Here is a 24,312-nt window from a genome sequence, read left to right as displayed (position 1 = left end):
TAATTAGTATTAGCAATTATTTTTTATTTGTTATAGAAGTGTAAATGAAATGTATTCATTTCGCTCTGGGGAATGCCTGTGGTGATTCGCGTTAAAAAGGCGCGAATGATGGCGAAATATAAAAAAAACTATGCGGGAAATATGATGACAACACATAAAAATAAAGGTTTCGGCGTGAGTGCGCTGAGTTTTGCCATCTCTTTGGCATTGACAGGGTCGTTAGCGAGTACACAGGCGTTGGCCGATGAACAACAGGCTCAAGCGTCTGATAATATTGAAAAGATTGCTGTGGTGGGGACACGCTCTGCGCCGCGCTCTATCGGCGATTCGCCAGTGCCTATCGATATCATCAGCAGCGATGATCTTAAGAAGAATGGTTCGACCGACATGATCGATATGTTGGTCACCTCTGTACCTTCTTTTAACTCCCGTGCTCAGCCTATCAGTGATGCGGCAACCCTGATCCGTCCGGTCAACCTGCGTGGTCTGCCTTCCGATAGCACCCTGGTGCTTGTAAACGGTAAGCGCCGTCACCGCGCCTCGGTGATCGCCTTCCAAGGCGGCGGTATCAACGACGGTGCCCAAGGCCCGGATATCTCGGTGATCCCGAGTGCGGCACTGAAACAAGTAGAAGTATTACGCGATGGTGCAGCGGCGCAATACGGCTCAGATGCCATCGCCGGTGTGATGAACTTTGTGCTTAAGGATGACGCCGAGGGTGGCTCTATCACAGTCGGTCAGGGTGAATATTATGAGGGCGACGGTGCCACCACCACCATAGATGCCAACGTGGGACTGCCACTGTCCGATGCTGGTTTTGTGAACCTCAGCCTACAATACAAGAATGCCGATGCTACCAGCCGCAGCATACAGCGTCCCGATGCAGCCAACCTGATAGAGCAGGGCAATACCTTCGTCGAAGACCCCGCTCAGGTGTGGGGGAACCCAGAGATCAAGGATGACTATAGTTTCTTCCTAAACTCCGGCTATGACATCAATGATAATGCGCGTCTATATGCCTTCGGTAACCTCTCTTCGCGCGACGTGGTCGGTGGCTTCTACTATCGTAACCCACACAATCGTGGCAACGTCTACTCACTGGATGACGGTGAGACCCTGTTGGTAGGCGCGATCAATGGCGATCCTTCTACCTGCGCCGTGGTGCCTATTCCTAAGAATGCCGATGGTAGCGACGGCAACGTACTGGAAACCGATGCCTACCAGGCGATGCTGGCCGATCCTAACTGTTTCGCCATGAACCAACTGCGTCCGGGCGGTTATACGCCGCAGTTTGCCGGTACGGTAGAAGACAGCTCTTTCTTCGCCGGGGTGAAGGGCGAGCTGGGAGAGTGGAACTATGATTTCAGCGCGGGTATGGGTAACAACAAGTCGACCTTCAGCCTGAAGAACTCGCTCAACCCGTCACTGGGCTTAGACACACCGACCGACTTTGAAACTGGTGCCTATGAGCAGGCAGAGACTACCGTTAACTTGGATTTCTCTCGCATGTTGACCCTAGGCAGCGTCGAAGATATCAGCTTCGCGACAGGTTTTGAGTGGCGTGAAGAGTCGTTCGAGATCACTCAGGGCGAAGAAGCCTCTTGGGTGGCCGGTCCTTACGCCGACCAGGGCTTTAACATAGGCTCTCACGGCTTCAAGGGATTCGGTCCAGAGGCCGCAGGCAAGAACTCCCGTAACAATATAGGTGTCTATGCCGACATGGAAGCCTATCTGGGCGAGCGTTGGTTGCTTGGTGCTGCATTGCGCTATGAGGATTTCTCGACCTTCGGCGATACTCTTAACTACAAACTGACCGCGCAGTTCACGGCCACAGACGATCTCTCTTTCCGCGCCTCACACAGCACTGGTTTCCGTGCGCCTACCGTGGGCCAGGAGAACGTGGTAAACACTCAGACCTCTATCGTCGATGGCGATCTGATCCAGACCTTTATCGCGCCGCCAACGGATCCGCTATCGGCCTTCTATGGTGGTAAGGTGCTCAAGCCTGAAGAGTCTGTCAGTTACGCTCTGGGTGCCGTGTTTGAACATGAAAACCTTTTCGTGACAGTAGATTACTACAACATCGAGGTGACGGGACGTATCGCTCAGTCGAGCCAGATCGCGGTTGAGGCTGATGACTATGATGCGCTGCGCGCAGCCGGTGTCGAGTTCCCAGAGTTGATCTCTGCGGTGACTTACTACACCAACGACTTCGATACCACGACTCAGGGTATCGATCTTGTAGCCTCTTACGACACTCAGCTGTTGTCTGGCGATACCAAGTTTAGCCTGGCCTATGGCTGGACAGATACCAGTGTCGATAAGTACAACCCGAACACCACAGATGCGGGTAAGGTGCGTCGCTTAGAAGATGGTATTCCGGCTCATCGTGCGACGCTGACCTGGGCACAGTCTTGGGACAGACTCATCATGTCGCTGCGTGGTAACTACTTCGGCGAGTACTATGCGACCCACGCCGACGATACCTCGGATTGGGGTTCTGAGATGGCCGATTCGGCGGTGACTCTGGATCTCGAGTTAAGTTATCAGTTCCTCGACAGCTTGACGGTATCTATCGGTGCCAACAACCTGTTCGATCAGGAGGCGCAGAAGCTGAAAGACGGTACCCGTGGCGTGCTAGGCGCCGTGTACTATGAGAGTGGCCCGTTCGATTACAACGGTGGCTACTACTATAGTCGCGTGAACTACCGCTTCTAATCCTCGGTGCTTCAATCGGCTTAGACGTCAGCGATTGAGATAAGAAGAAGGCTGCTATGCAGCCTTCTTCTTTATAAAACTAATACCAATCACAGTAAATATGTGATCAGAAATAGCGTAGGAAAAACGCCTGAGAACAAAGAAGGATTTTTAGATAAGTAGTTATTCTACAATTAAAAATGCTAATACAGTTGTCGAGTGTTTTAACAAGCTAGAATGATTAATTATTTATTACGATTGGTATAACTTCGAGGTGGGAGAGAGGTTAGCAGATCGTCGATAGATAGCACCCTAGGCAGTACCAGGCCATTGGGATGCGCCTGACTGTAGACGATGTTAAAGGGAACGCCATAGGCCTGGTATCTGGCCAGGTAAGCCTCTATCCTGGCGTCGCTTTGAGTAAGATCGCCGCGCATCAATAGCATATCTTTATCCTTTAGCCGCTCAACCACCACCGCCTGATGCAGTACCCTGTCTTTGTTGGCCTTACATATGTTGCACCAGTCGGCGCTGACATCCACAAATACCGTTTTGCCCTTAGCAACCCAGGCGGGGATCTGCTCTGGCTGCAGTTGCTGCCAGGTCAGTTGTTTATAAGCTTGGCTATCTTCCTTGGGGAAGACAAAGTAAGTGACGGCGGCATTGAGTAGCAATAGACAGCTTAGGACGCCTAGCATGCCAATCGGGATATTCTTTCCCTGGCATCGCTTGTACACAAGCCAGACAAGCAGGCCAAATATCGATCCTAGGGTCGCGGTGCTTAGGAGGAGTAGGTTAGAGCTCATATCCTGGGGTTCATCAATCTGTCTGAGTATTGGGCCTTAGCCTAACATGTCTGCTGCTTACGCGGGGACAATAGAACAAGGCGCGGATGAATTCATGGCGTGGAGCCCTTGCGAGGGACTCTCTTCCCCAACAGATTAAACAGATCAATAAGTTAATGGCCTGACTTAGGTCGGTGCCTGCGCCACGCGCATTGGTTTAGTTTCGTCGGGAGTATTAAAAGCATCAGGGGATTGAGGTATATTGGCCTGCGCTGGATTCGCCAGTCGCCATCAGGTTGGGGCGATGTAATGCCTATTTCGTAGCGCCTATTTCGTAATTGTGAATGATAGAGGATACCGTATGAGTTTTAGTGCCTGGCTTGGTCTGCTAGCTATCTGTTGTTTGGGGGCCATGTCGCCCGGGCCTAGCTTGGCCATGGTGGTGCGTCACACCCTAGGTGGTGGTCGAGCCAACGGCATCGTCTGCGCCTGGGCACATTCCATCGGCATAGGTGTCTATGCGCTGGTGACCTTGCTGGGCTTGGCCGTGCTGCTTAAGCAGGCGCCGCTGGTGTTTAACGGTATCGCGATCCTCGGCGCCCTCTATCTTGCCTATATCGGCGTTCAGGCGCTGCGCTCTAAGGGCGGTATGTCGGACAAGTTGGCGGCGGGCAAGTCGACGGATCTTATCACTGCCGCACGCGATGGCATCGCCATCTCGCTGTTTAACCCAAAGATCATGCTGTTCTTTCTGGCGCTCTTCAGTCAGTTTGTGATGGTAGCCGATGAGCTGTGGGGTAAGTCGCTTATCGTGCTGACGCCACTGGTAGTCGATGGTCTCTGGTACACGCTTATCGCCTTCCTGCTGTCGCACAAGTCTGTGTTGCCTAAGCTCAGAGAGAAGGCGGCGCTGATCGATAAGCTCTCGGGTGTGGTGCTGATTCTGCTGGCGGTGCGGGTGCTGGTGACCCTCTAGCCCTATGGCGTAACGCTTGGTAGCCTTTATGGCGTCGCGCTTTTTAGGTGAGTAGCTGAGTAATACAAATGCGGCTAAGGGATCTCCCTTAGCCACATTGTTTTATCTATTTATGCCTATCGGCAGACTAGCCGTTGAAGACCTGTACGGCATCATCTTTGGCGGGCTCTTGCTGAGCCGAAGGTGGATTGTCGATATGATCGTCTAAGTTATCGTTCAACATATCCTTGTATTCTTTGGTAAACCACTCCAGCGCGTTGGTTTTCTCGGCCTTAAGATCGGCAGATTTCAGTGCGGCCTCGAAGGCGTTAAAGCGGGCGGCGGCAAAGCGCAGGGCTGTGCCTACTTTGGCAATATCCTGCTCCTCGGCGCTGAGCTCGTTGGCTAAGGCGATAAACTTGTCGGCTAACTGAAAAATAGTGGTTTCTTTTTGCTGTTCTGACATGCGCATGCTCACAGGTAGGTCAATAGTATGCTGGCATAGTAACGTAAATTAGCCGTTAATGAAGCATAGATTTAGAGGTAATGGGATCTATATCGCCAATCCCTATAGGCTCGCGAGATTAACTGGCGGGATCGCTGTCGACTAGTACGCGGCCATCGCGTGAATCATAGTAGATGCTGAGGTTCTGATTGTCGCTCAGGTGATAGCGACATTGATTCACACTGATGTAGTTTGCCTTATAATCTGTGCTGGTCTGAGCATCGCTGCGGGAAACGCTGGGCTCGTCGCCCTGAAAGACGGTTTCCCATACCGAGATACAATCTTCTACGTTGTCCAGCTGCGGCGAGGCCTCGTTATCGGTAAAGTAATGCTGCGCCGGCCAGCCATTGGCGTTAAAATCCATCTCGCCCGCCTCGCTGTCGCCGAAGGTCTTGAGGTTTTCCGCCGGCCCCGAGCCTACGCGAACGGCCCATACGGCGCGGGCCATGTCGATGCCGGACTTGAAGGCGCCGCCGGTGGCCTTGACGCTGGCCACTTGAGCGTCCTGGGAGAGGTTGATAAATTTTGGCAGGGCGGTGACCGCCAGGATCCCTAGCACTATGATGACGACCACGAGTTCGATAAGGGTAAAGCCGCGTTTATGTGCCAAGGACATCGTAAAACCTCTTGGGATTGTAGAGACTAAGCTAGGTAAGTCTTAGGCTAGGTCAGTCTTAGATGTGGCGTATGTATCTGTGCGAGTCGGACAACGCCAAAAGTACCACTCGATTCTAAGTTTTTTTTGAAAAGATATAAAGAGATAGCTATGACAGAGATCAGCTGCTGGCAAGATTTTATCGATCAAGAGGCACAGCAAGATTACTTCGGCCAGTTGCAGTCTTTCGTGCAGGGAGAGCGCGATGCAGGTAAGGCAATTTATCCGGCGAAGGAGCAGGTGTTTAGCGCGTTCGATCTGACGCCGCTGGATAAGGTCAGGGTGGTATTAATCGGTCAGGATCCCTATCACGGTGAGGGTCAGGCGCATGGCCTCTGTTTCTCGGTGCAGCCTGGGGTTAAGGTTCCTCCCTCGCTGGTGAATATGTATAAGGAGCTTGCCAGCGATATCCAGGGATTTGAGATCCCTGCACATGGCCACCTTGCTAAGTGGGCCGAGCAGGGGGTCTTGATGCTCAATACTGTGCTCACGGTAGAGCAGGGTAAGGCACATTCCCACGCTAAGGCCGGATGGGAGACCTTCACCGACAACGCCCTGAGGCTGCTCAATGGGCAAGCACGTCCGATTATCTTCGTGCTGTGGGGGGGCCATGCCATGAAGAAGAGCAAGCTTATCGAGTCAGACCGTCACCATCTGGTCACCGGGCCACACCCTTCGCCGCTTTCGGCCTATCGCGGATTCTTTGGTTGTAAACACTTCTCAAAAATCAACGAGTTGTTAAAGGCTTCCGGCGAGACACCTATCGACTGGCAGGTGTAAAATTCAGGCCGAGCTGCTACAAAATCATACTTGCCGTCCCCTGAAAAGCTAATTATATTGATAGAGGAGTGTAACATAACTGTTAACGGTTTTGGGTGGGATAACCCATAGAGACTGCAACAGGTTACAGCGGCTTGGGTAGGTGGCCGCCTACCAGGCTAGGCTTTCAAGGCGGACAGGAATATGGATATTAGAGCTAAGCGAGGAACGCTTGTTCGTTGGAATCAGGAACAGAGGGTAGGCTTTATCGCCCCGGACGACGGATCGGACGAACTCAGAATTTTTGGCATCAATTTACTCCCCTATGAACACATGCCCAAAGAGGGTGAATCCGTGGTGTATCGCCAATGGAAAGATTCGCTGCGCGGCACTAAGGTTACCAAGGGAGAGATAGACTTGGGCAACCCCATCACCTTGACCTCGCCCTTCGAGTCGCTTGATAAGTTCGATAACCACGAGGCCGTCAGCTGGCGGGTAAAGGTCGGTCTGGTGGCGCTGGCGATCGCCTTTGGTCATCTGCTCTATCTGTTTATGGTCAACTATGACTACTCAGCCAATGTAGACATCAAACCGCCGGAGGGGCTGTTTCCGCCAGGCTCTGAGTATTACGTGGGTAAGCAGGAGCTACAAGATGTGGTCTTTAGCTGCGATGCCCGGCAGCAATGCCTGCAGATGACCTCTTGTCAGGAGGCCAAATACTTTGCCAACCACTGCCCAGGATTTGAGGTTAACGTGGGTGACACGCCCTGTGTAAATCTCTGGTGTAAATCAAATTAAGTCTGAATCAGCGTATCAATTGGTTTTCACCAATTGGTATTGCTGGGCCAGCGCCCCTTTAATTCGCTCACCCTTGTCGTCCAACATGAAGAGTATATTTTCTCCCACCTGAAGCTTCATGCTTCTGGCCTTGTTATCAAGAGTGATCTTGCTGCCCATCTCATTCCAGTTAAATTGCCCGTTAAGGGTCACCTTGGCGGCCTGGCTCGGCTTGCCAAGGTATTCTTGGATGAGTCGGTAGCTGTTGTCGCCATTGAGTTGCAGGCTCATGGCGATTCCCTGGCAGTCGGCGCAGGGCAGAGTGCCTATGTAGAGACCCGGCCAATCCAGTGCATTGCGGCTGGTGTCGCCGAGCGGCATGGCTGACACAGAAGCTGCTGGCTGTGATATCGCGGCTTCTGGCTGAGGTTCAGGGGCTTTCGGGGCTGGCGTTTGTTGAGCGCAGGCGCCGAGGGCGAGCAGGACAACTGGGAGGAATCGCGCGCTTATCTTCATTATCTCTTCCTTAACGGGTGGCGAGCAGGGGAGCGTTGAAAACCAATGGCCAGCCTGCGTTATAAGTCTCTGCACACTTTAGTCTGTCTTCTCCATGCTTTCAAAGCGGATTTCATTCAATCGCTCTTTGCTCTCTTGCTAACCCTAACCTCCCAACCCTAAGGTCGGGAAATTAGACTAAAATGTGAACTATCCTTCTGTTAATCCTTATGAAACCTAAACTATGCCCAGTACCTTTACTCTCTGTGATACGAGCCACTCTGGCTACTCGTGCCTAATAATGCCCAGTACCGGCTTGGGTGTGGCTCGTCGTTTGATCTTCGCATTTGCGCTAGTGTTGGCGACGGTTTTTTCTGTCTGCTGCTCAGCCGATAATGGCGGCGCAATATCTGGCAAAGTGGCAGTTGCACCGATAAAGAAGCCAATCGATAAACTTTCTCTTGTAAGCGTGTCTAACGATTATCCCCCTTTTTATTCGGCGAATCTGCCATCGCAGGGGGTTATCTTTCATCTGGCTCAGGCGGTGTTTCAACACGCGGGGTATCCCATGGCTCACCGTTATTATCCTTTTGCCCGTGCCAAGGCCATAATGAAAAAGGGGGGCGCCGATGTGATTTTGGGTGTCTGGTATCGTCCTTCGAGGGAGGAGTGGATCGCCTTTTCTGCGCCGCTACTCTCGGTCAATGTCGTGCTCTATAAACGGGTGGATTCGCAGATAGCCTTTAATACTATGGCCGATCTTCGTCAGTATCGTATCGGCATTGGCCGGGGCTATGCTAATCCTGAGGCATTTCAAAACGCCGCGCTGAAAACCGAAGCCGCCAGTTCAGATAAGGTCAACCTAAAGAAGTTACTCGCCGGACGAATCGATTTAGTGCTGATTGGCGAAGATGTTGCGCAGTATCTGATCGCCCAATCTGGCGATCAATTTAAAGACAAGTTTGAGGTAGTAGGCGAGCCCCTGAGTGTGGAGCTTTTTCACCTTGGTCTCTCGAGAAGCCTGCCTCATTATCAAGAGGTTCTCGACGACTTTAATCGAAGTCTGACCGAGATGGCGCAAAGTGGCGAGGTGAATCGCATACTCAGCGAACATGGTTTTGGAACCAATGGCTATTGGCAGCAGAAACAGGCCCGTCGATAATAGAGCCCCCGCAACTGGCCTAGCCGGTATGGATGACAGATGGCGTCACTATCATGGGCAGGGGCACATCCCAGTGCTCTGTGGGTAGCGCTGCTACCTGCTGGCAATCGTGAGCATAGCCTATGGGGTAGGGTTTGCCTCTCAACTGCCAGTCACTCAGACAGCGATCATAATAGCCGCCGCCCATTCCCATACGATTCCCCTGCTTATCGAAGGCCACCAAAGGCGTGATGATCACATCCAGGTGCTGAGGCAAGATCATCTCAGTGATGTTGAGTTTAGGCTCCCAGATCTTGAGGCGATTCTGGATCAGGTGGCTGGTGGGATGGTATTTAAAAAATAGCAGGTTGCCCCGTGAAAAGGGGTGTAGACGCGGCAAATAGACATTCACGCCAGCCTGCCACAGGGTCTCAATCAGCGGCTGGGTATCCAGCTCGCCATCGCTGGTCAGATAGAGGGCGACGTGTTTCGCCTGACGCTGACCAATCACCGCCATCAGCCTTGTGGCTGCCTCATGGGCAAATTGTTTCTGGGTGTCGGCAGGAATCGCTCGCCTTGCGATGCGGATCTGATTTCTAATCGCCTGACGATTTTCTTGGTTGGCGGTGCTCGGCGCGAAGGCGGGTTTCAATATCCTTAACTCCATTCGAGGCTGTCATCGAGTTCGATGTTATGTGGGCAGTCTATCTCTGCTGAGTGGAGCTTTTCAACTCATGATAGGGATACCCGTTACTCATGGTCTGTTGGAATAGCAAATTACAGCCGTCTCTTATCGCTTATTACATGGAAATTAATTTGATGAGATCGGGACTACTGCTGTGGTGAGAGGCTAAAGTAGCGTGGAGAAAACTTATCTATCTTGTTGGCGTTAATTTTTTGTGTGAGTGCATTGATGAAGTTTTCTATGTCTGTATCAAGAGGAATATCTTTAAAGTTTAAGAAGTTGTAGTCCCACCACCTAAGCTCTAATAAGGCGTTTATCGTGTTTGGTGAGAATCGATAGCGGATCACTCTTGCTGGAATGCCACCGACAATCGCATAGTCGGGAACATCACGAGTGACTACGGCATTGGCAGCGATAACCGCACCATTACCGACAGTAATACCAGGCTTCAACACCACGTTGTTGCCAATCCAGACATCATTTTTGATAATGATTGCTGGACATTTGGCTCCATCAAAAGGTTTTAGGAGTCCTTCTGGAAGAGTGTCTAATTTGATTTCATCGTTTGAATAGGTCACTGCGCTAGTGGTGAAGCGTTTCAAAGGATGTTGGACGCCTAGACTTGTGACATTTCGAGCAATTGAGCAATAACGTCCAACAATGGTATTTCTGGGAAGGCTGCTGCGTGTATATGAATATGCGCCCATTGAATGCAAAATTTTGCCTTTGATGAAGGCCGTATTTTGCTCAATCTTAATAGCTGGATCCAGTTTAAGGGTTTTCCAATAAAAAACGGCCTTAGGTATCCTGATATTTAGTTTGGCAAACTGTTTGCGGACACGAAATCCCATAGATACTTTTTGGTACATGTGTAAATGGATGGTTTCCAATAGCTAGTTGGTTAATCTATATGGGATCTCCATAAGGCTGTCAGTAGCTTTTTCGCACTTTTCCATGAATTGTGCCTTACCTTTGTAATTCTTCTGTGTGGCTTTGATTGGTTTTGTTGTAACTGTTGTTGATTGTTTGGATTTTGGTGTTGAAGGTGAGGGGGGTGTAAGTTTTTTGAACCCACATAGGCTGCGAGGCAGGCAGTTTGCGTGGGGTATAAAAAAGGCTAGAAGGTGACCTTTTCTGATCAATGCCTTCCAGCCTCTCTAATTTGAATTGCTCCCCAAGATGCCGTTATCTGTGTAGCTCTTGAACCCATAATGGCTTCGAGGCGGGCATTTTGCGTGGGATATAAAAAAGCCAGAAGATGGTCAACCTTCTTCTGGCTTTGCTATTTATTAGCTTTAATGGTCTTAAAGCTTGAATTTGAATTGCTCCCCAAGTGTCGTTATCTGTGTAGCTCTTGAACCCACATAGGCTGCGAGGCAGGCAGTTTGCGTGGGGTATAAAAAAGGCCAGAAGGTGACCTTTTCTGATCAATGCCTTCCAGCCTCTCCAATTTGAATTGCTCCCCAAGATGCCGTTATCTGTGTAGCCCTTGAACCCATAATGGCTTCGAGGCGGGTAGATTGCTTGGGATATAAAAAAGCCAGAAGATGGTGAACCTTCTGGCTTTGCTATTTATTAGCTTTAATGGTCTTAAAGCTTGAATTTGAATTGCTCCCCAAGATGCCGTTACCGGTGTAGCCCTTGAACCGTAGGTTCAAGGCGGGTAAATGATTAAATCCTAAGGCTTCTCGGTTCGCGCCGAGCTTGCGCAATGTCATCAAAACATTCACCCTGAGTTTGTAAATATCGGCACAGGGACATAACCGACTCACGCACACCACAGGGAGCAAAATTGTTGCGTATCGACCTCTTAGATCGGGCGGCGATATTCGTTATAAATCGCTTCGCCTCACGCGTAATTACAGTTTAATCGCCTTTTGTTGCGCGCTCAACCAGCGCATTCTCTAAGGTCGACTGTAGCAGACCGATCTTTTCATCCATCTGCTTAATATAATCTTGATTCTTCTTCTGTTCTTCCAACAATTCATAGCCAATATTCAGGGCGGCCATGATGGCAATCTCTTCGCGGCTAAGATTGTTGGTTCGAGCACGCAGGGAACTCAGCTGCTTTTCCAGCTTGTCGGCCACATGGCGCAAGGCATCTTCCTGTCCTATCGGACAAGCGATGGAGTAGGTGCGGCCCAATAAGCTAATTTCGATAGCATGGCTACTCATTTGCGATGTAGATCCTTTTATCCTGTCGTTGAGCGGACTATATCGGGCTGCCCTGGAAAGTGCAATAACACTGGGGCCTTAATAACACTTTGTTAGATTAAATGTTGTTTAGATAACCAATAGCTTAGCATTGGTGGCCAGTGGCTGCGTGAATTGTGCACAGCTAACGCTATGGTGTAGCGCTGCCCATGGGTTAAGCCGGTTGCCGGCCTATGCTTTTGGCTTGGTCGAGCAGGCCAGATCTGCTAGCATGTCAGAAGTGAAATAATGACTGGAACACCTTATGGCAACCCCTCCCTCTTTACGCATCGAAATTCTGTTCGCCGAGCTCAATGCCGCCGATATCGCCCAACATCCCGTTGAAGTCCATGGCTCCCTGGTGGGACTGATCTGCGGTGGCGTTGGTCAAGCCAAGAGCGAGTGGATCAAGCCCCTGCTCGAATTGATCAACGATGGTCAGTTGCCGCCCCCCTCACTGGTGCAGCTGCTGGAAGAACTCTATCAAGATACCCTGGCGCGCATCACTGACGCCGATTTCGGTTTCACGCCTATGGCGCCGGAAGAGGAGGAGACCCTGAGCAAGCGCGTCGAGGCCCTGTCGCTCTGGGTGCAGAGCTTCCTGACGGGGATTGCCATGGCGCAGCCTAAGCTCAACCGCGCCTCGAGTGATGTCAAAGAGGTGATTCAAGATCTCGCCGAGATCGCTCAGGTGGAGTTCGATGTGGCCGAAGATGAAGAGTCCGAGGCAGCTTATATCGAGCTAATGGAGTTTGCCCGTATGGCGGCGCTACTCTGTTATGCCGAATTCGGCCCCGAGCCGAGTGAGATCAAAGATCAAGACCCCATGATTCATTAATATTGTCTGCATTTGAAGCGGCAGGCGCTAGTTAAGCGCTTGCCAACAATAGAGAAAGTGAATGACCACTTCGTCTTACCCTAAGCCGTTTGATATCGCCATCGTTGGCGGCGCCATGGCCGGTGCCACCCTGGCCCTTGGCCTGGCTAATTTAGCGCACACCCGGCAGCAATCGCTGCGTATCGCCCTTATCGAAGCCAACCGTCCCGGCGACGGCCATCCGGGGTTCGATGCCCGCTCCATCGCCATCGCCCAGGGCTCTATTTTCGAGCTGACCCGTCTCGGCATCTGGCCTAAGCTAGCCCACCTGGGCACGGCCATCGAGAATATTCATGTCTCGGATCGAGGCCATTTCGGCATGACCACACTTAATGCCAAGGATTTTCATCTGCCTTATCTTGGGCAGGTGGTGGAGCTCGAGCGTGTCGGTGCCAAGCTGTTTAACCTGCTTGAGCACCAGGATGTCAGCCTGTTTTGTCCCGCCAAGGTGGCCAGCATAGCCGCCGGGGTCGATGAGCAGCTGCTGATGCTAGACGATGGCACTGCCATCAGCGCCAAGCTGGTGGTAGCAGCAGATGGGTTACATTCTAAGGTCAGACAAGATTTTAAGCTGCCGCTTGAGCAGGTGGATTTCGAGCAGGTGGCGCTGGTGGCCAACGTGCTTACCGACACGCCGCATAGCGAGTGGGCGTATGAGCGTTTCACCGACAGCGGCCCGCTGGCCATTCTGCCTATGGCCAACGTGGACGGGCAACCCCGCGTCTCCCTGGTGTGGGCCCTGGCGCCTGAACATGCCCAGCTGATGCTGGGGGCAGATAAGTCCGCCTTCTTAGATGCACTGCAGGACGCCTTCGGCCACCGCGCCGGGCGTTTTATCGATGTGGGTGAGCGTCATGCCTACCCGCTTAAGCTTTCCTACATGGCGCGCCCCATCTATCAGCGCACCGTGTTTATCGGTAACGCGGCGCAGACGCTGCATCCAATCGCCGGTCAGGGCTTTAACCTGGGGCTGAGGGATCTCGTCTGTCTGCTCGAGGTGGTCGATGAGGCGCTCGAGCGGGGCGAGGATATCGGCGGCGCCAAGCTGACCCACGAATACCTGAGTCGTCGTCAGCAAGATCGCGACACGACAATCACCAATGTGGAATTTCTTGTGCGCGGCTTCTCCAATCAGCACTGGCCCTTGGTGGCCGGTCGCAACTTGGGGCTTAGACTGCTCTCCTGGTGTCCGCCGCTCAAGACCCCTATTGCCCGTAAAGCCATGGGGTGGAAATCGCCTCAATCTGCCAGTCAGTTTCGATAAAGGATCTCTCTATGTTCAGTACACAAACCTATGACGTTGCCATTATCGGCGGAGGCATGGTAGGACTGGCAACCGCTATTGGCCTGGGTCAGGAGGGGCTTAGGGTCGTGGTGATCGACGCCGGGGAAACCCAGGCAGTATCTGGCGAGGCCAGGTTAAGAGTCAGTGCCATCAACAAGGCCAGTCAGCGATTACTTACCCATCTGGGAGCCTGGGCCTATATCGATGAGTCTCGCGTCGGCCCCTATCAGAAGATGGCGGTGTGGGATAAGGATAGCTTGGGCAAGATAGGTTTCGATGCCCATTCTATCAGCGAGCAGACCCTGGGCAGCATCATAGAAAATGACAACATCAGCCATGCGTTGGCGACCCGAGCGAGCGAGCTTGGTGAGGTAACCCACCTTGAAAATCACCGTCTGGAAAAAATCGCCTTCGGTGAGCGTGAAGCCTGGCTGACTCTGGATAATGGCGACAATCTGTCTGCGGCGCTGGTAATAGGCGCCGATGGTGCTAACTCCTGGGTGCGTGAGCAGTGCAAGATCCCCATGACCTTCTGGGATTATGGCCATCATGCCATCGTCGCCTCTATTCGCACTGAGCTGCCCCATAATGCTACCGCCAGACAGGTGTTCTTAAGCGACGGCCCACTGGCGTTTCTGCCGCTGTTTGAAAAAGATCTCTGTTCCATCGTCTGGTCGGTACCACCGGCCAAGGCGCAAGCACTGCTTGAGGGAGACAAGATACAGTTCGAGCGCAGCCTTACCGCCGCCTTCGACGGTAAGCTGGGCATGTGCACGCTGGAAAGCGAGCCACAGGCCTTCCCGCTGCGGATGCGTTATGCCCGTCACTTCGCCCGTCACCGCTTGGTACTTGCCGGAGATGCGGCCCACACCATTCATCCGCTGGCGGGGCAGGGAGTCAACCTGGGCTTCTTAGACGCCGCCGCCATTATTGAGACCCTGAGCGAACTCAAGGCCAAGGGCAAGGATATCGGCGATTATGCCAATCTACGTCCGCTAGAGCGTTGGCGTAAGGCGGACGCGCTGGAGATGATCGCGGTGATGGAGGGCTTCAAGCGGCTGTTCGAAGGTAGCAATCCGGTGAAAAAAGCCTTCAGGGATCTGGGCCTCAACCTGGTGGATAACCTTTCTCCTGTGAAAACACTGTTTATGCAACAGGCTATGGGTAACAAAACCCGCTTGCCTGAGTTGTGTAAATAAGGCTTGAGAAAATGCGGCGGAATATCATTTTGTTTTTAAATACAAGTGGTTGACATCATTTGATTTGATATGCGGATTCTCATGTAAAAAAACTACATTTTAAACATGAGAAAAAGTAATGGAAAAATGGTTCGGATTAGAAAATTCTCTTGTATACAAAACTGTGACGCAAGGTATAATTTCGCCGCATTTTGATACCAAGCGCGTATCTTAAAACAGAATTTGTTGATGCATCTTATTCGACGCAATTGATGCAAAAACTCATCTTTGCAATCACATCCTGGCCCTAAAGTACCCTAGGTTCAGGTGTGTCAGTTCAGCACGGTTGACTATAATCGTCTGCTTCGCTACCGCCTATTGATGACAAGAGAGTGCTTGACCGACCCTTTCGGCCTTTGCCCCATTTCATCAATCATGCCCTAGCGCTGAGGCACCGCCAGGTAAGACCCGAAAAGGGCAAAAAAGAAGAGATAATAATGGCTAATAAAACTGTACTCTTTAACAAGCACCTAGAATCTAACGCCAAAATGGTCGACTTTCACGGTTGGGACATGCCGCTAAACTACGGCTCTCAAATTGAAGAACACCATGTTGTGCGTCAAGACGCAGGGATGTTTGACGTGTCTCACATGACAGTAGTAGATGTTACCGGTGCTCAGGCCTGTGATTTTCTTCGTAAGCTACTGGCCAACGACGTCGCCAAACTCAAGGTGCCGGGTAAGGCGCTTTACGGTGGCATGTTAGACCACAATGCAGGCGTTATCGACGACCTGATCACCTATTATCTCAGCGACACCCATTACCGTATCGTAGTGAACTCGGCCACTCGCGAGAAAGACCTCGCCTGGATCACCGAGCAAGTTAAAGGCTATGACGTGACCGTCACCGAGCGTCCTGAGCTGGCGATGATCGCCGTTCAAGGCCCTAACGCTAAGGCGAAGGCGGCGGCAGTATTTACCGATGAGCAAAACGCAGCAGTCGAAGGCATGAAGCCTTTCTTCGGTGTGCAGTCTGGCTCTCTCTTCATCGCAACCACAGGTTACACAGGCGAAGCCGGTTACGAGATCATTGTACCCGAAGCCGAAGCCGAAGCCCTGTGGCAAGCGCTGCTAGACGCTGGCGTTAAGCCATGTGGTCTGGGCGCCCGCGACACCCTACGATTAGAAGCAGGCATGAACCTATACGGCCAGGATATGGACGAGAGCGTTAACCCGCTGGCGGCCAACATGGGCTGGACCATCGCCTGGGAACCCGAAGATCGTGACTTCATCGGCCGTGAAGCACTAGCCGCTATCAAAGCCGCCGGCGCTGACAAGCTCGTTGGCTTGGTGATGGAAGCCAAGGGCGTACTGCGCACCGGCATGCCAGTCTTCTTCACCGACGCAGACGGCGTCGAGCAGCAAGGCGCTATCACCAGCGGCACCTTCTCACCAACCTTAGGTTACTCAATCGCCATGGCGCGCGTACCTAATTCTGTTGGCGATGTCGCAGAAGTCGAGATGCGTAAGAAGCGCGTCCCTGTTAAAGTGATCGCACCTAGCTTCGTGCGTAACGGTAAGCAGGCCTTCTAACTGTTTGATAAGGGTTATCCCTGTTTGACCGTCAGGTAGCCAAAAGGGCGTTGGTGAGTCTGGGTTGTTAGTCTGATACAGGCTAAGCAACTCGGGGCAAAGCTGCTAAAATATCGGCTGACCCAGTCCAACGACAGGCGCTTGAGTGGTTAAGCAGGCTTAGTTTTTAAAATTTAGCACTACGGAACAAGGAACAAAAATAATGAGCAATATTCCGACTGAATTGAAATACGCTTCTTCACACGAATGGATCCGCAAAGAAGATGACGGTTCATACACTGTTGGTATCAGTGAGCACGCCCAAGAGCTACTAGGCGACATGGTTTTCGTTGAGCTGCCAGAAGTTGGCGACAGCGTTAGCGCCGGTGATGACTGCGCGGTAGCCGAGTCGGTAAAAGCCGCTTCAGACATCTACGCACCCATTTCAGGTGAAGTGGTAGCGGTTAACGAAGCCCTGGAAGATTCTCCTGAGCTGGTTAACAGCGACGCTTACGGCGATGGCTGGTTCTTCCGCATCATGCCAAGCGACCTGAGCGAACTAGACAATCTGCTTGATGCCGAAGGCTATCAAGCGGTTATCGACGAAGAGTAATAGTCGATGACGACGAAGCCCCATATCGCATAGAGATGGGGCTTCGTTCGTTATAAGGCCATGCAATAAGCCATTGCCATATAACGAGAAGTAGAACCACATCAAACAACGAGACCGGTAACACCAGCCCCCTACAGCTAGGATACTGGCAAATATGGAACTAGGTTAATCATGACCACTGAAACCCTCACTCAGTTAGAGCAGCACGAACTATTCATCCGTCGTCATATCGGCCCGGACAGCGCAGATCAGCAAGAGATGCTGAACTTCGTTGGTGCAGAATCTTTAGAAGATTTAACGCAGCAGATAGTCCCTGAGTCGATTCGTCTTGGACGCGATCTTGCCGTTGGCAGCGCCTGTGGCGAAGCCGAAGGCCTTGCTGCGATTCGCAAGTACGCCGATAAGAACAAGGTGTTCAAGAGCTACATCGGCATGGGTTACTACGGCACTATCGTGCCAAGCGTGATTCAGCGTAACGTATTCGAAAATCCAGGTTGGTACACGGCGTACACCCCATACCAGCCTGAGATCGCCCAGGGCCGTCTAGAAGCCATCCTGAACTTCCAACAGGTGTCGATGGACCTTACCGGTCTTGACCTGGCCTCAGCCTCCCTGCTGGACGAAGCCACCGCCGCAGCCGAAGCCATGGCGCTGGCCAAGCGTGTCTCTAAGGCGAAGAAAGCCAACATCTTCTTCATCGCCGACGATGTGTTCCCACAGACTATCGACGTGGTAAAGACCCGCGCCGAGTGTTTCGGTTTCGAAATCGTCGTTGGCCCAGCCAGCGAAGCGGTTAACTACGAGCTGTTTGGTGCCCTGTTCCAATACACCAACCACTATGGTCAAATCACCGACTTCACCGAGCTGTTTGCTGCCCTGCAAGAGAAGAAGGCTATCGTGACTGTGGCCGCCGACATCATGTCGCTGGTGTCACTTAAGTCGCCTGGCTCTATGGGCGCCGATGTGGTCTTCGGTAGCGCTCAGCGTTTCGGCGTGCCAATGGGCTTTGGTGGTCCACACGCCGCCTTCTTCGTGACCCGCGATCAGCACAAGCGCTCGCTGCCTGGCCGTATTATCGGTGTGTCACAAGACACTCGTGGCAACCGCGCCCTGCGTATGGCGATGCAGACCCGTGAGCAGCATATCCGCCGCGAAAAGGCGAACTCAAACATCTGTACTGCACAGGTGCTGCTGGCTAACATGGCCTCTTTCTACGCCGTATTCCACGGTCCACAAGGCCTGAAGATAATCGCTGACCGTATCCATCGTCTGGCCGACATCTTCGCCGCCGGTCTTAAGGCCAAGGGCATTGAGCTGGTAAACGATACCTGGTTCGATACCGTTTCATTCAAGGTTGCCGACAGCGCCGCCGTACAGGCACGCGCCATCGCCGGCGAAGTGAACCTGCGTATCGATAGTGACGGCATCCTAGGTGTTGCCATGGCTGAAACTACAACTCGTGAAGATGTGGCGCAGCTGTTCGATATCGTGCTGGGCGAAGGCCATGGCTTGGATGTGGCAGCAATCGATGCCGACATCATCGCTAATGGCAGCAACTCAATTCCAGCCGAGCTGGTTCGTCAAGACGCCATCCTTGAGCATCCAACCTTCAATCGCTACCACAGCGAAACTGAGATGATGCGTTACATCAAGCGTCTGGAAAACAAAGATTTAGCGCTAAACCACTCGATGATTTCGCTAGGTTCTTGCACCATGAAGCTGAACGCGGCGACCGAGATGATGCCGGTAAGCTGGCCAGAATTTGGCAACATGCATCCTTTCTGCCCGCAAGATCAGGCACAGGGTTATGCTGAGCTTATCGAAGAGCTGTCAAACTGGTTGGTCGACATCACTGGCTATGACGCCATGTGCATGCAGCCTAACTCGGGTGCATCGGGCGAATACGCCGGCCTGCTGGCTATCAAGAAGTACCACGAGTCTCGCGGCGAAGGCCACAGAAACGTCTGTCTTATCCCTCAGTCTGCCCACGGTACTAACCCGGCTTCAGCCCAGCTTGCTGGCATGAAGATTGTGGTTACCGCCTGTGACAAGCAGGGTAACGTGGATATGGAAGATCTTAAGGCCAAGGCTGCCGAAGTGGCCGAAAACCTCTCTTGCATCATGGTCACCTACCCATCGACTCACGGTGTGTACGAAGAGACCATCAGCGAAATCTGTGAGGTGATCCATCAGCACGGCGGTCAGGTTTACCTGGACGGTGCCAACATGAACGCTCAGGTAGGTCTGACTTCACCTGGTTCAATCGGCGCCGACGTGTCGCACCTTAACCTGCACAAGACCTTCGCCATTCCACACGGCGGCGGCGGACCAGGTATGGGCCCAATCGGCGTTAAAGCACACCTTGCGCCATTCGTTGCCGGTCACGCCGTGGTTAAACATGGTCGTGAGTCAGACAACAACGGTGCGGTATCGGCTGCGCCATACGGCAGCGCCAGCATTCTGCCTATCACCTGGATGTACATCAAGCTGCTTGGCTACCAGGGCCTGAGACAATCGACTCAGATGGCACTGCTTAACGCCAACTACATGATGAAGAAGCTGTCTGCTCATTACCCTGTGCTATACACAGGCCGTAATGACCGTGTAGCGCACGAGTGCATTATCGACCTGCGTCCGCTTAAAGAAGCCTCTGGCGTCACCGAGATGGATATTGCTAAGCGTCTGAACGACTACGGCTTCCACGCGCCGACCATGAGCTTCCCGGTTGCCGGCACCTTGATGATCGAGCCGACAGAGTCTGAGTCTAAGGCTGAGCTGGATCGCTTCATCGAAGCCATGGTTGCGATTCGCGGCGAGATCGCCAAGGTTGAAGCCGGTGAGTGGCCAGCGGATAACAACCCGCTGCACAACGCACCGCACACCATGGCTGACATCATGGACAGCGAGTTCGACTCACGTCCATACAGCCGTGAAACTGCGGTGTTCCCAACGGCTGCGGTGAAGGCTAACAAGTTCTGGCCAACGGTTAATCGTATCGATGATGTGTACGGTGACCGTAATTTGATGTGTTCGTGTGCACCGATTGACGATTACAAATAATTGCTGCTTGGACTCGCTACTGCGGCGTTGAATCTCAGCTTTCGTGCTCATTGACACAAGTCAACTCCGCGCGAAAGCCTTCGATTTGCCGCCGCGGAGCGGATTGTGCAAAGAGTGCTTCGTCAGCGACGCAATTATGTAATAGCTAGCTTCATCTGAAGCTTAGATATCAAAAAGCGAACCCTTGTGGTTCGCTTTTTTACGCCCGTTAGAATTGAACTGTTTAATTTGGGCTGTGCGCGGTTGTTTGCGGACGAGTGGTCAACGGTATTGATAGTCGCAGGTGACGACGTCTCTGTCCTGGGTTGTAGTGGTGCCGTCTGGTGCGAGTCGTGTCGCGGCGATAGTCCTGTGCCAGCACTGGTTTAGGCGGATTTGATTCATTACAAAGTGCTCCGCCCAAGGTCTGTTTTGATGAAAGACCTCATACTCGCTTTGGCTGAAGTTAATTAAGGGAAGTTGGTCTGCTACGCTCAAGCCGTCTTCAGCGGTTTCTGTGCTTCTCAAGCCTTCTTCGATTGTCTCTGCGATTAACCAGGTTTTGTCTGTAAGCAGGAGTTTGAGGTGCAGTACTAAGTCATGTTCGCCAAGGAGTTTGACGTAAACTATGGGGTGCTTTCCTTCGTTAATTTCGCTCTGAATGTCCGTTGCTAGCAGGCTGGATATCTCTGTCTTGCTTTGCGCGATACGGATTAGCAGCGACTCGCTATCGCCTTCTAGCTCAAAGCTTTTTAGCTTAGAGTCTTCTAGCTTAACGTCTTTGGCACTCACTAGGTTAAGTTGAGGCAGGTTGGCGAGGTAACGGTTAAAGGCGGTAAATAGCTGCCCGGCGTGACGGTTCAGGCCGTCCATGGTGCCGCAGTCGCTATCACAACTAAGTGTCATGGTGGCGGAGAGAAATTTGGCTGCGATGATTTGTGGTGTGGCTTGTTCGTCAATCCCGTTGCTAACTAAGTTGAGCTCGATTTTGCTCATCATATGGACCTCTTGCCCGCTCTCCAGCATGGCGTCATTTCGATAGGTGAGGCTTGCCGTGTTGTCGATTGCGTCCTTCATACAGGGAGCCTCCATATGGGGATTCTGTAAGTCGGTATTTTCCAAGCAGGGGATGGCTAGGTTTGCCGCACCCTCTGGCAGCCCTAAAACGAGTGTGGAGGTCAGTGATAGAGTCAGCAATAACGCCGGTAATAAAAACGGTAGAGGTATCCGGTTAAGCTGTGTCATTCCCTTTGACATACTTACTATCCATTTGATCTAAAAATATAACCTTGCGGTATTAACTGGCTGTGGGCAATTGAATTTTCTTCAAGCGACCTCTTGGGTGGGCGCTATACCGAACTGCTTGCAGATGTGGTCGATACACAGGTCTTGCTGCTGGCTCCACAGGCCGTAGCTCAGGGGTATTAGGTTGACGCCGGCGCGCTGCAGTAGCTTGTAGAGGTTAATCTCGAAGAAGTCCTCCCAAGGGCCAGGGTAGCCAATTAAGTCTATTGCCAGATACTGGTCGCCGTAGCGGCAGAGAATATCCAGCTCCAGCCCCGCCATATGGTAGGCGCGCCACACAGTAATCCCCTTGGCCTCAAGCGCCTGGGTCACCGACTGACCGAACTCATCTAACGCATCGACATAGTTGTGTTTAGCCTCAAACTGGGTCGCCGAGGTGAGGTATTTAGCCAGCAGATTATTGTTAGGCAGCGCCGTTTCATCCAAAGACAGAAACAGCCACTGGGTCTGTTTGGCGCGGGTGATGGCCACGTTAAACATATCGGCGCGGTTAAGGTAGGCCGCGGCGCGACTGTCCTGTGCGGTCACGCTGAAGGAGAGCAGCATGATGTCGCGCTCCTCGCCTTGAAAGCCAAAAGGCGTGGCGATCCTCAGCTGATGACGTTCTATCTGCGCCAGGCTGAACCGGGCCATGATCTGCTTCGACAGATACTCTGTCTGATGTCGAAAACAGGAGAGTACCCCAATGCTTGATGGCACCAAGGCATCGGCCTGTTCCTCAATAAGCTGGCTCAGCTTGTCGATCAAGGCTTCGGCCTCGAGGAGGTTAATCCCCTTGGCGTCGCGCTCACCATTAACCTGAACTCTGTGCAGGTGTCCCGAGCTGGTGCAGGGCCTGTGCTGCATCACCTTGAGGGCATTTTGATAGAAGGCCTGGTTACTGAACTGGATAAGTTCAGGCTTGCTGCGAAAGTGCTCGTCCAGGAAGGCGACCTGCGTCTGGGCGCTCAACGAGCTAGATACCAGGTCTAACATGCTAGCATCGCGATAGCTCAGTAGTCCGCGTTTGTCGGGTGCTATACCGAGCTGGGTTTGAATGCTGGCTTGTTTCTCGCGAGACAGAAATGAGAAGTGTCTCAGCTGTTTGCTGTCGCCCACCACAAGTGCCGCCTTGGCGCGCTGCAGGGCGGGCAGACACTCGGCAATATTGGCCTGGGTGGCCTCGTCGATGATCACCAGATCGAACATCTCCTGCTGCATGGGCAATACCCTGTGCAGGTTGGCGAGGCTGGATAACCAGATGGGAAAGGTCTGCTGCAGCGCCGAGAAGTCTGTGTTGTAGAAGGCCTCCAGCTGTTTCGCCGACTGGCGGGCCCTTATCGCCTTGGCAAAGTTTACCAGGGAGCTGCGCTTGTTTTGCAGCAGACGACTTTGCCTGTGGCTGGTGGCTAGCTGCAGATACTCAAGGCTGAGCTTCTCTTTCTGCGCTATCAAGTTGTTTAAGCTGTCGAGCACCTCCCACTGGCGGGAGAAGCGCCTAATGCCGCCGCGATAGAACCAGTTATAGCAGGGCAGGCGCCAGCGGGATTTTTGCTGCTCGAGCCTCGCCAGCTTCTGGCCGCGACCGATGGCGCGTTTGCAATGGCGGGTAAAGCTCTGTTCCAGCTTGGCTTGCTGTTTGGTCACTATCTCGAGCTGCTTGTAGGCCTTCTGCAGCGCAATGTCAGTTACCTTCTTATTGGCGACGGGATGAATGCTGTTGAGCATGTCGTCCACCTGGGACTTGAGCTGCTTGATAAATTGCGGCGACCCGGCGCGGATCAGGCTACTGCCGAGCTGAAACTGTTGCTGCAACTTATCGGCTATCACGTCCACGGCAACATCTGTGTGGGCGGCGATCAGCACCGACTTGCCGCGCAATATCTGCTCGGCGGCTATGGTGGCTATGGTGTAGCTCTTGCCCGTGCCGGGCGGGCCTGAGATCTGTCCTAGGGTGTGGTTGGCGGCGATATCCAGCGCCTGCATCTGGGCATTACTCAGCAGTCCCGGCAGGCAATCTTGCTGGGTTGTGATCTGTCGTTTGCTCTGGAGCGATGGCTGCTGCTCGGCAAACAGGGCCTGTAGCGGCAGAGAAAGATCAGGAGCCGTCATCAATAGGTCGAGTTCGTGCAGTATGCCGCGACTGGCCAGGGATCGCTCGGCCAGCACCAGCTGGCTGCGACTCACCAGAAAGCCTTTGCGTTTGCGCCTTAAGCCTTCAAATATCGCTTCATCAATCAGCTTGGGAAAATGCAGTAGCTGAGTTGCATCCACATCGGCCTGTCCGGCGCGCAGCCAGGCAATCCAGCCGCTCACGTCCGTGGGGTTATCGCGCAGCTCCTGGGTTAGGCTATGGCCTTCCACTACGAGTTTTTCAAGTAGCGCCTCGTTGATGGTAAATGGGTTTTGGCCGGTTAATGACTCGCTGGCTTGCAGAAAGATCTCATCGCCATCGGCCTGTATCTGGCATTCGCGATAGAGCAGCGGTGTAACCACCTTACGTCGCTCGCCATTGAGCTCTATGGTGCCGCTAAAGAAGAGGCTGCAATGCAGCAATACCCGCTCACGCAGATAGAGGGCGCTGCGGTTCATTAACGCCGAGGCTAAGGTGTGGGGCAAGGGGAGACGGGGGAGAAAGCCACTGGCCAGCTCATCTTCGCCCTGTAGCAGCAGCTGATCTTGCTCGGCCAGCTTATGACACGACCAGAGGTTGATCTCGGCGCTGTCGTGCGCAAAGCACTGTTTGTAGTAGCTCAGAATCCCTTGCAAACCCTATTCATCCCCATGGTTTATTAGCGTTGCAAGAGTAACTTAACCA

At 52.7% G+C, this 24,312-nt stretch carries 20 protein-coding genes and 1 other RNA gene; 11 read left to right on the top strand and 10 right to left on the bottom strand.

Annotation, left to right across the window (positions count from 1 at the left end; genetic code table 11):
• The first annotated feature begins 141 nt into the window (after window positions 1-141).
• Window positions 142-2,718, top strand: coding sequence for a TonB-dependent receptor (locus L1D43_RS13200; protein ID WP_239852246.1), 2,577 nt, complete (start codon window positions 142-144; stop codon window positions 2,716-2,718).
• 224 nt (window positions 2,719-2,942) lie between these two features.
• On the opposite strand, the gene L1D43_RS13195 is transcribed toward L1D43_RS13200, so the two are convergent.
• On the bottom strand, window positions 2,943-3,395 hold the full coding sequence (locus tag L1D43_RS13195; protein ID WP_239852244.1) for a thioredoxin family protein: 453 nt from the start codon (window positions 3,393-3,395) through the stop codon (window positions 2,943-2,945).
• Between the two features lie 448 nt (window positions 3,396-3,843).
• Between L1D43_RS13195 and L1D43_RS13190 the strand changes: the two genes are divergently transcribed.
• Window positions 3,844-4,458: a LysE family translocator gene (locus L1D43_RS13190; RefSeq protein ID WP_041508575.1), complete on the top strand. Its 615-nt coding sequence runs from the start codon at window positions 3,844-3,846 to the stop codon at window positions 4,456-4,458.
• 127 nt (window positions 4,459-4,585) lie between these two features.
• Here L1D43_RS13190 and L1D43_RS13185 read toward each other — a convergent pair whose 3' ends face one another.
• A complete protein-coding gene (locus L1D43_RS13185) occupies window positions 4,586-4,903 on the bottom strand; it encodes a DUF3144 domain-containing protein (protein ID WP_239852235.1) in 318 nt (105 codons plus the stop codon).
• Window positions 4,904-5,021: 118 nt separating this feature from the next.
• Entirely contained in the window at window positions 5,022-5,558 is a 537-nt protein-coding gene (locus tag L1D43_RS13180; protein ID WP_239852234.1) for a prepilin-type N-terminal cleavage/methylation domain-containing protein, read from the bottom strand.
• A gap of 150 nt (window positions 5,559-5,708) precedes the next feature.
• Here L1D43_RS13180 and ung point away from each other — a divergent pair, with 150 nt between their 5' ends.
• Both ung and L1D43_RS13170 read left to right on the top strand, forming a co-directional pair.
• Window positions 5,709-6,377 (top strand): uracil-DNA glycosylase, encoded by a 669-nt coding sequence (gene ung / locus L1D43_RS13175; protein ID WP_239852229.1) that lies wholly within the window; start codon window positions 5,709-5,711, stop codon window positions 6,375-6,377.
• Window positions 6,378-6,560: 183 nt separating this feature from the next.
• Entirely contained in the window at window positions 6,561-7,154 is a 594-nt protein-coding gene (locus L1D43_RS13170; RefSeq protein ID WP_152619074.1) for a hypothetical protein, read from the top strand.
• 15 nt (window positions 7,155-7,169) lie between these two features.
• On the opposite strand, the gene L1D43_RS13165 is transcribed toward L1D43_RS13170, so the two are convergent.
• Window positions 7,170-7,649, bottom strand: a complete 480-nt coding sequence (locus L1D43_RS13165) for a copper resistance protein NlpE (protein ID WP_239852227.1) — start codon at window positions 7,647-7,649, stop codon at window positions 7,170-7,172.
• A gap of 223 nt (window positions 7,650-7,872) precedes the next feature.
• On the opposite strand from L1D43_RS13165, the gene L1D43_RS13160 reads away from it, so the two are divergent.
• Window positions 7,873-8,790, top strand: a complete 918-nt coding sequence (locus L1D43_RS13160; RefSeq protein WP_345773708.1) for a transporter substrate-binding domain-containing protein — start codon at window positions 7,873-7,875, stop codon at window positions 8,788-8,790.
• 19 nt (window positions 8,791-8,809) lie between these two features.
• On the opposite strand, the gene L1D43_RS13155 is transcribed toward L1D43_RS13160, so the two are convergent.
• From L1D43_RS13155 to zapA, 4 genes are all read right to left on the bottom strand, one after another.
• A complete protein-coding gene (locus tag L1D43_RS13155) occupies window positions 8,810-9,421 on the bottom strand; it encodes a 5-formyltetrahydrofolate cyclo-ligase (protein WP_239852215.1) in 612 nt (203 codons plus the stop codon).
• Between the two features lie 179 nt (window positions 9,422-9,600).
• The gene (locus L1D43_RS19895; RefSeq protein ID WP_275659149.1) at window positions 9,601-10,305 is read right to left on the bottom strand and encodes a CatB-related O-acetyltransferase; all 705 of its coding nucleotides are present in this window, start codon (window positions 10,303-10,305) and stop codon (window positions 9,601-9,603) included.
• 757 nt (window positions 10,306-11,062) lie between these two features.
• Window positions 11,063-11,243, bottom strand: a non-coding RNA gene (gene ssrS, locus L1D43_RS13145) — 6S RNA.
• 77 nt (window positions 11,244-11,320) lie between these two features.
• Window positions 11,321-11,629: a cell division protein ZapA gene (gene zapA / locus L1D43_RS13140; protein ID WP_239852213.1), complete on the bottom strand. Its 309-nt coding sequence runs from the start codon at window positions 11,627-11,629 to the stop codon at window positions 11,321-11,323.
• A 283-nt stretch (window positions 11,630-11,912) separates the two neighbouring features.
• Between zapA and L1D43_RS13135 the strand changes: the two genes are divergently transcribed.
• The 6 genes from L1D43_RS13135 to gcvP all read left to right on the top strand — a co-directional run bounded on the left by L1D43_RS13135 (window position 11,913) and on the right by gcvP (window position 20,231).
• Window positions 11,913-12,485: a UPF0149 family protein gene (locus tag L1D43_RS13135; RefSeq protein ID WP_041508588.1), complete on the top strand. Its 573-nt coding sequence runs from the start codon at window positions 11,913-11,915 to the stop codon at window positions 12,483-12,485.
• A gap of 61 nt (window positions 12,486-12,546) precedes the next feature.
• On the top strand, window positions 12,547-13,788 hold the full coding sequence (gene ubiH / locus L1D43_RS13130) for a 2-octaprenyl-6-methoxyphenyl hydroxylase (protein ID WP_239852211.1): 1,242 nt from the start codon (window positions 12,547-12,549) through the stop codon (window positions 13,786-13,788).
• An 11-nt stretch (window positions 13,789-13,799) separates the two neighbouring features.
• Window positions 13,800-15,008 (top strand): FAD-dependent monooxygenase, encoded by a 1,209-nt coding sequence (locus L1D43_RS13125; protein ID WP_239852209.1) that lies wholly within the window; start codon window positions 13,800-13,802, stop codon window positions 15,006-15,008.
• Between the two features lie 476 nt (window positions 15,009-15,484).
• Window positions 15,485-16,579, top strand: coding sequence for a glycine cleavage system aminomethyltransferase GcvT (gene gcvT / locus L1D43_RS13120; RefSeq protein ID WP_239852207.1), 1,095 nt, complete (start codon window positions 15,485-15,487; stop codon window positions 16,577-16,579).
• A 202-nt stretch (window positions 16,580-16,781) separates the two neighbouring features.
• Window positions 16,782-17,171: a glycine cleavage system protein GcvH gene (gene gcvH, locus L1D43_RS13115; protein ID WP_041508592.1), complete on the top strand. Its 390-nt coding sequence runs from the start codon at window positions 16,782-16,784 to the stop codon at window positions 17,169-17,171.
• A gap of 171 nt (window positions 17,172-17,342) precedes the next feature.
• Window positions 17,343-20,231, top strand: a complete 2,889-nt coding sequence (gcvP, locus tag L1D43_RS13110) for an aminomethyl-transferring glycine dehydrogenase (RefSeq protein ID WP_239852206.1) — start codon at window positions 17,343-17,345, stop codon at window positions 20,229-20,231.
• 261 nt (window positions 20,232-20,492) lie between these two features.
• On the opposite strand, the gene L1D43_RS13105 is transcribed toward gcvP, so the two are convergent.
• Window positions 20,493-21,287, bottom strand: a complete 795-nt coding sequence (locus L1D43_RS13105) for a hypothetical protein (RefSeq protein ID WP_239852204.1) — start codon at window positions 21,285-21,287, stop codon at window positions 20,493-20,495.
• Window positions 21,288-21,536: 249 nt separating this feature from the next.
• On the bottom strand, window positions 21,537-24,263 hold the full coding sequence (locus L1D43_RS13100) for an AAA domain-containing protein (RefSeq protein WP_239852202.1): 2,727 nt from the start codon (window positions 24,261-24,263) through the stop codon (window positions 21,537-21,539).
• Window positions 24,264-24,312 lie beyond the last annotated feature (49 nt).

The organism is Shewanella sp. Isolate8 (assembly GCF_022398495.1).
Classification (GTDB): Bacteria; Pseudomonadota; Gammaproteobacteria; order Enterobacterales; family Shewanellaceae; genus Shewanella; species Shewanella aquimarina.
This window is presented reverse-complemented; position numbering and strand designations above follow the sequence as displayed.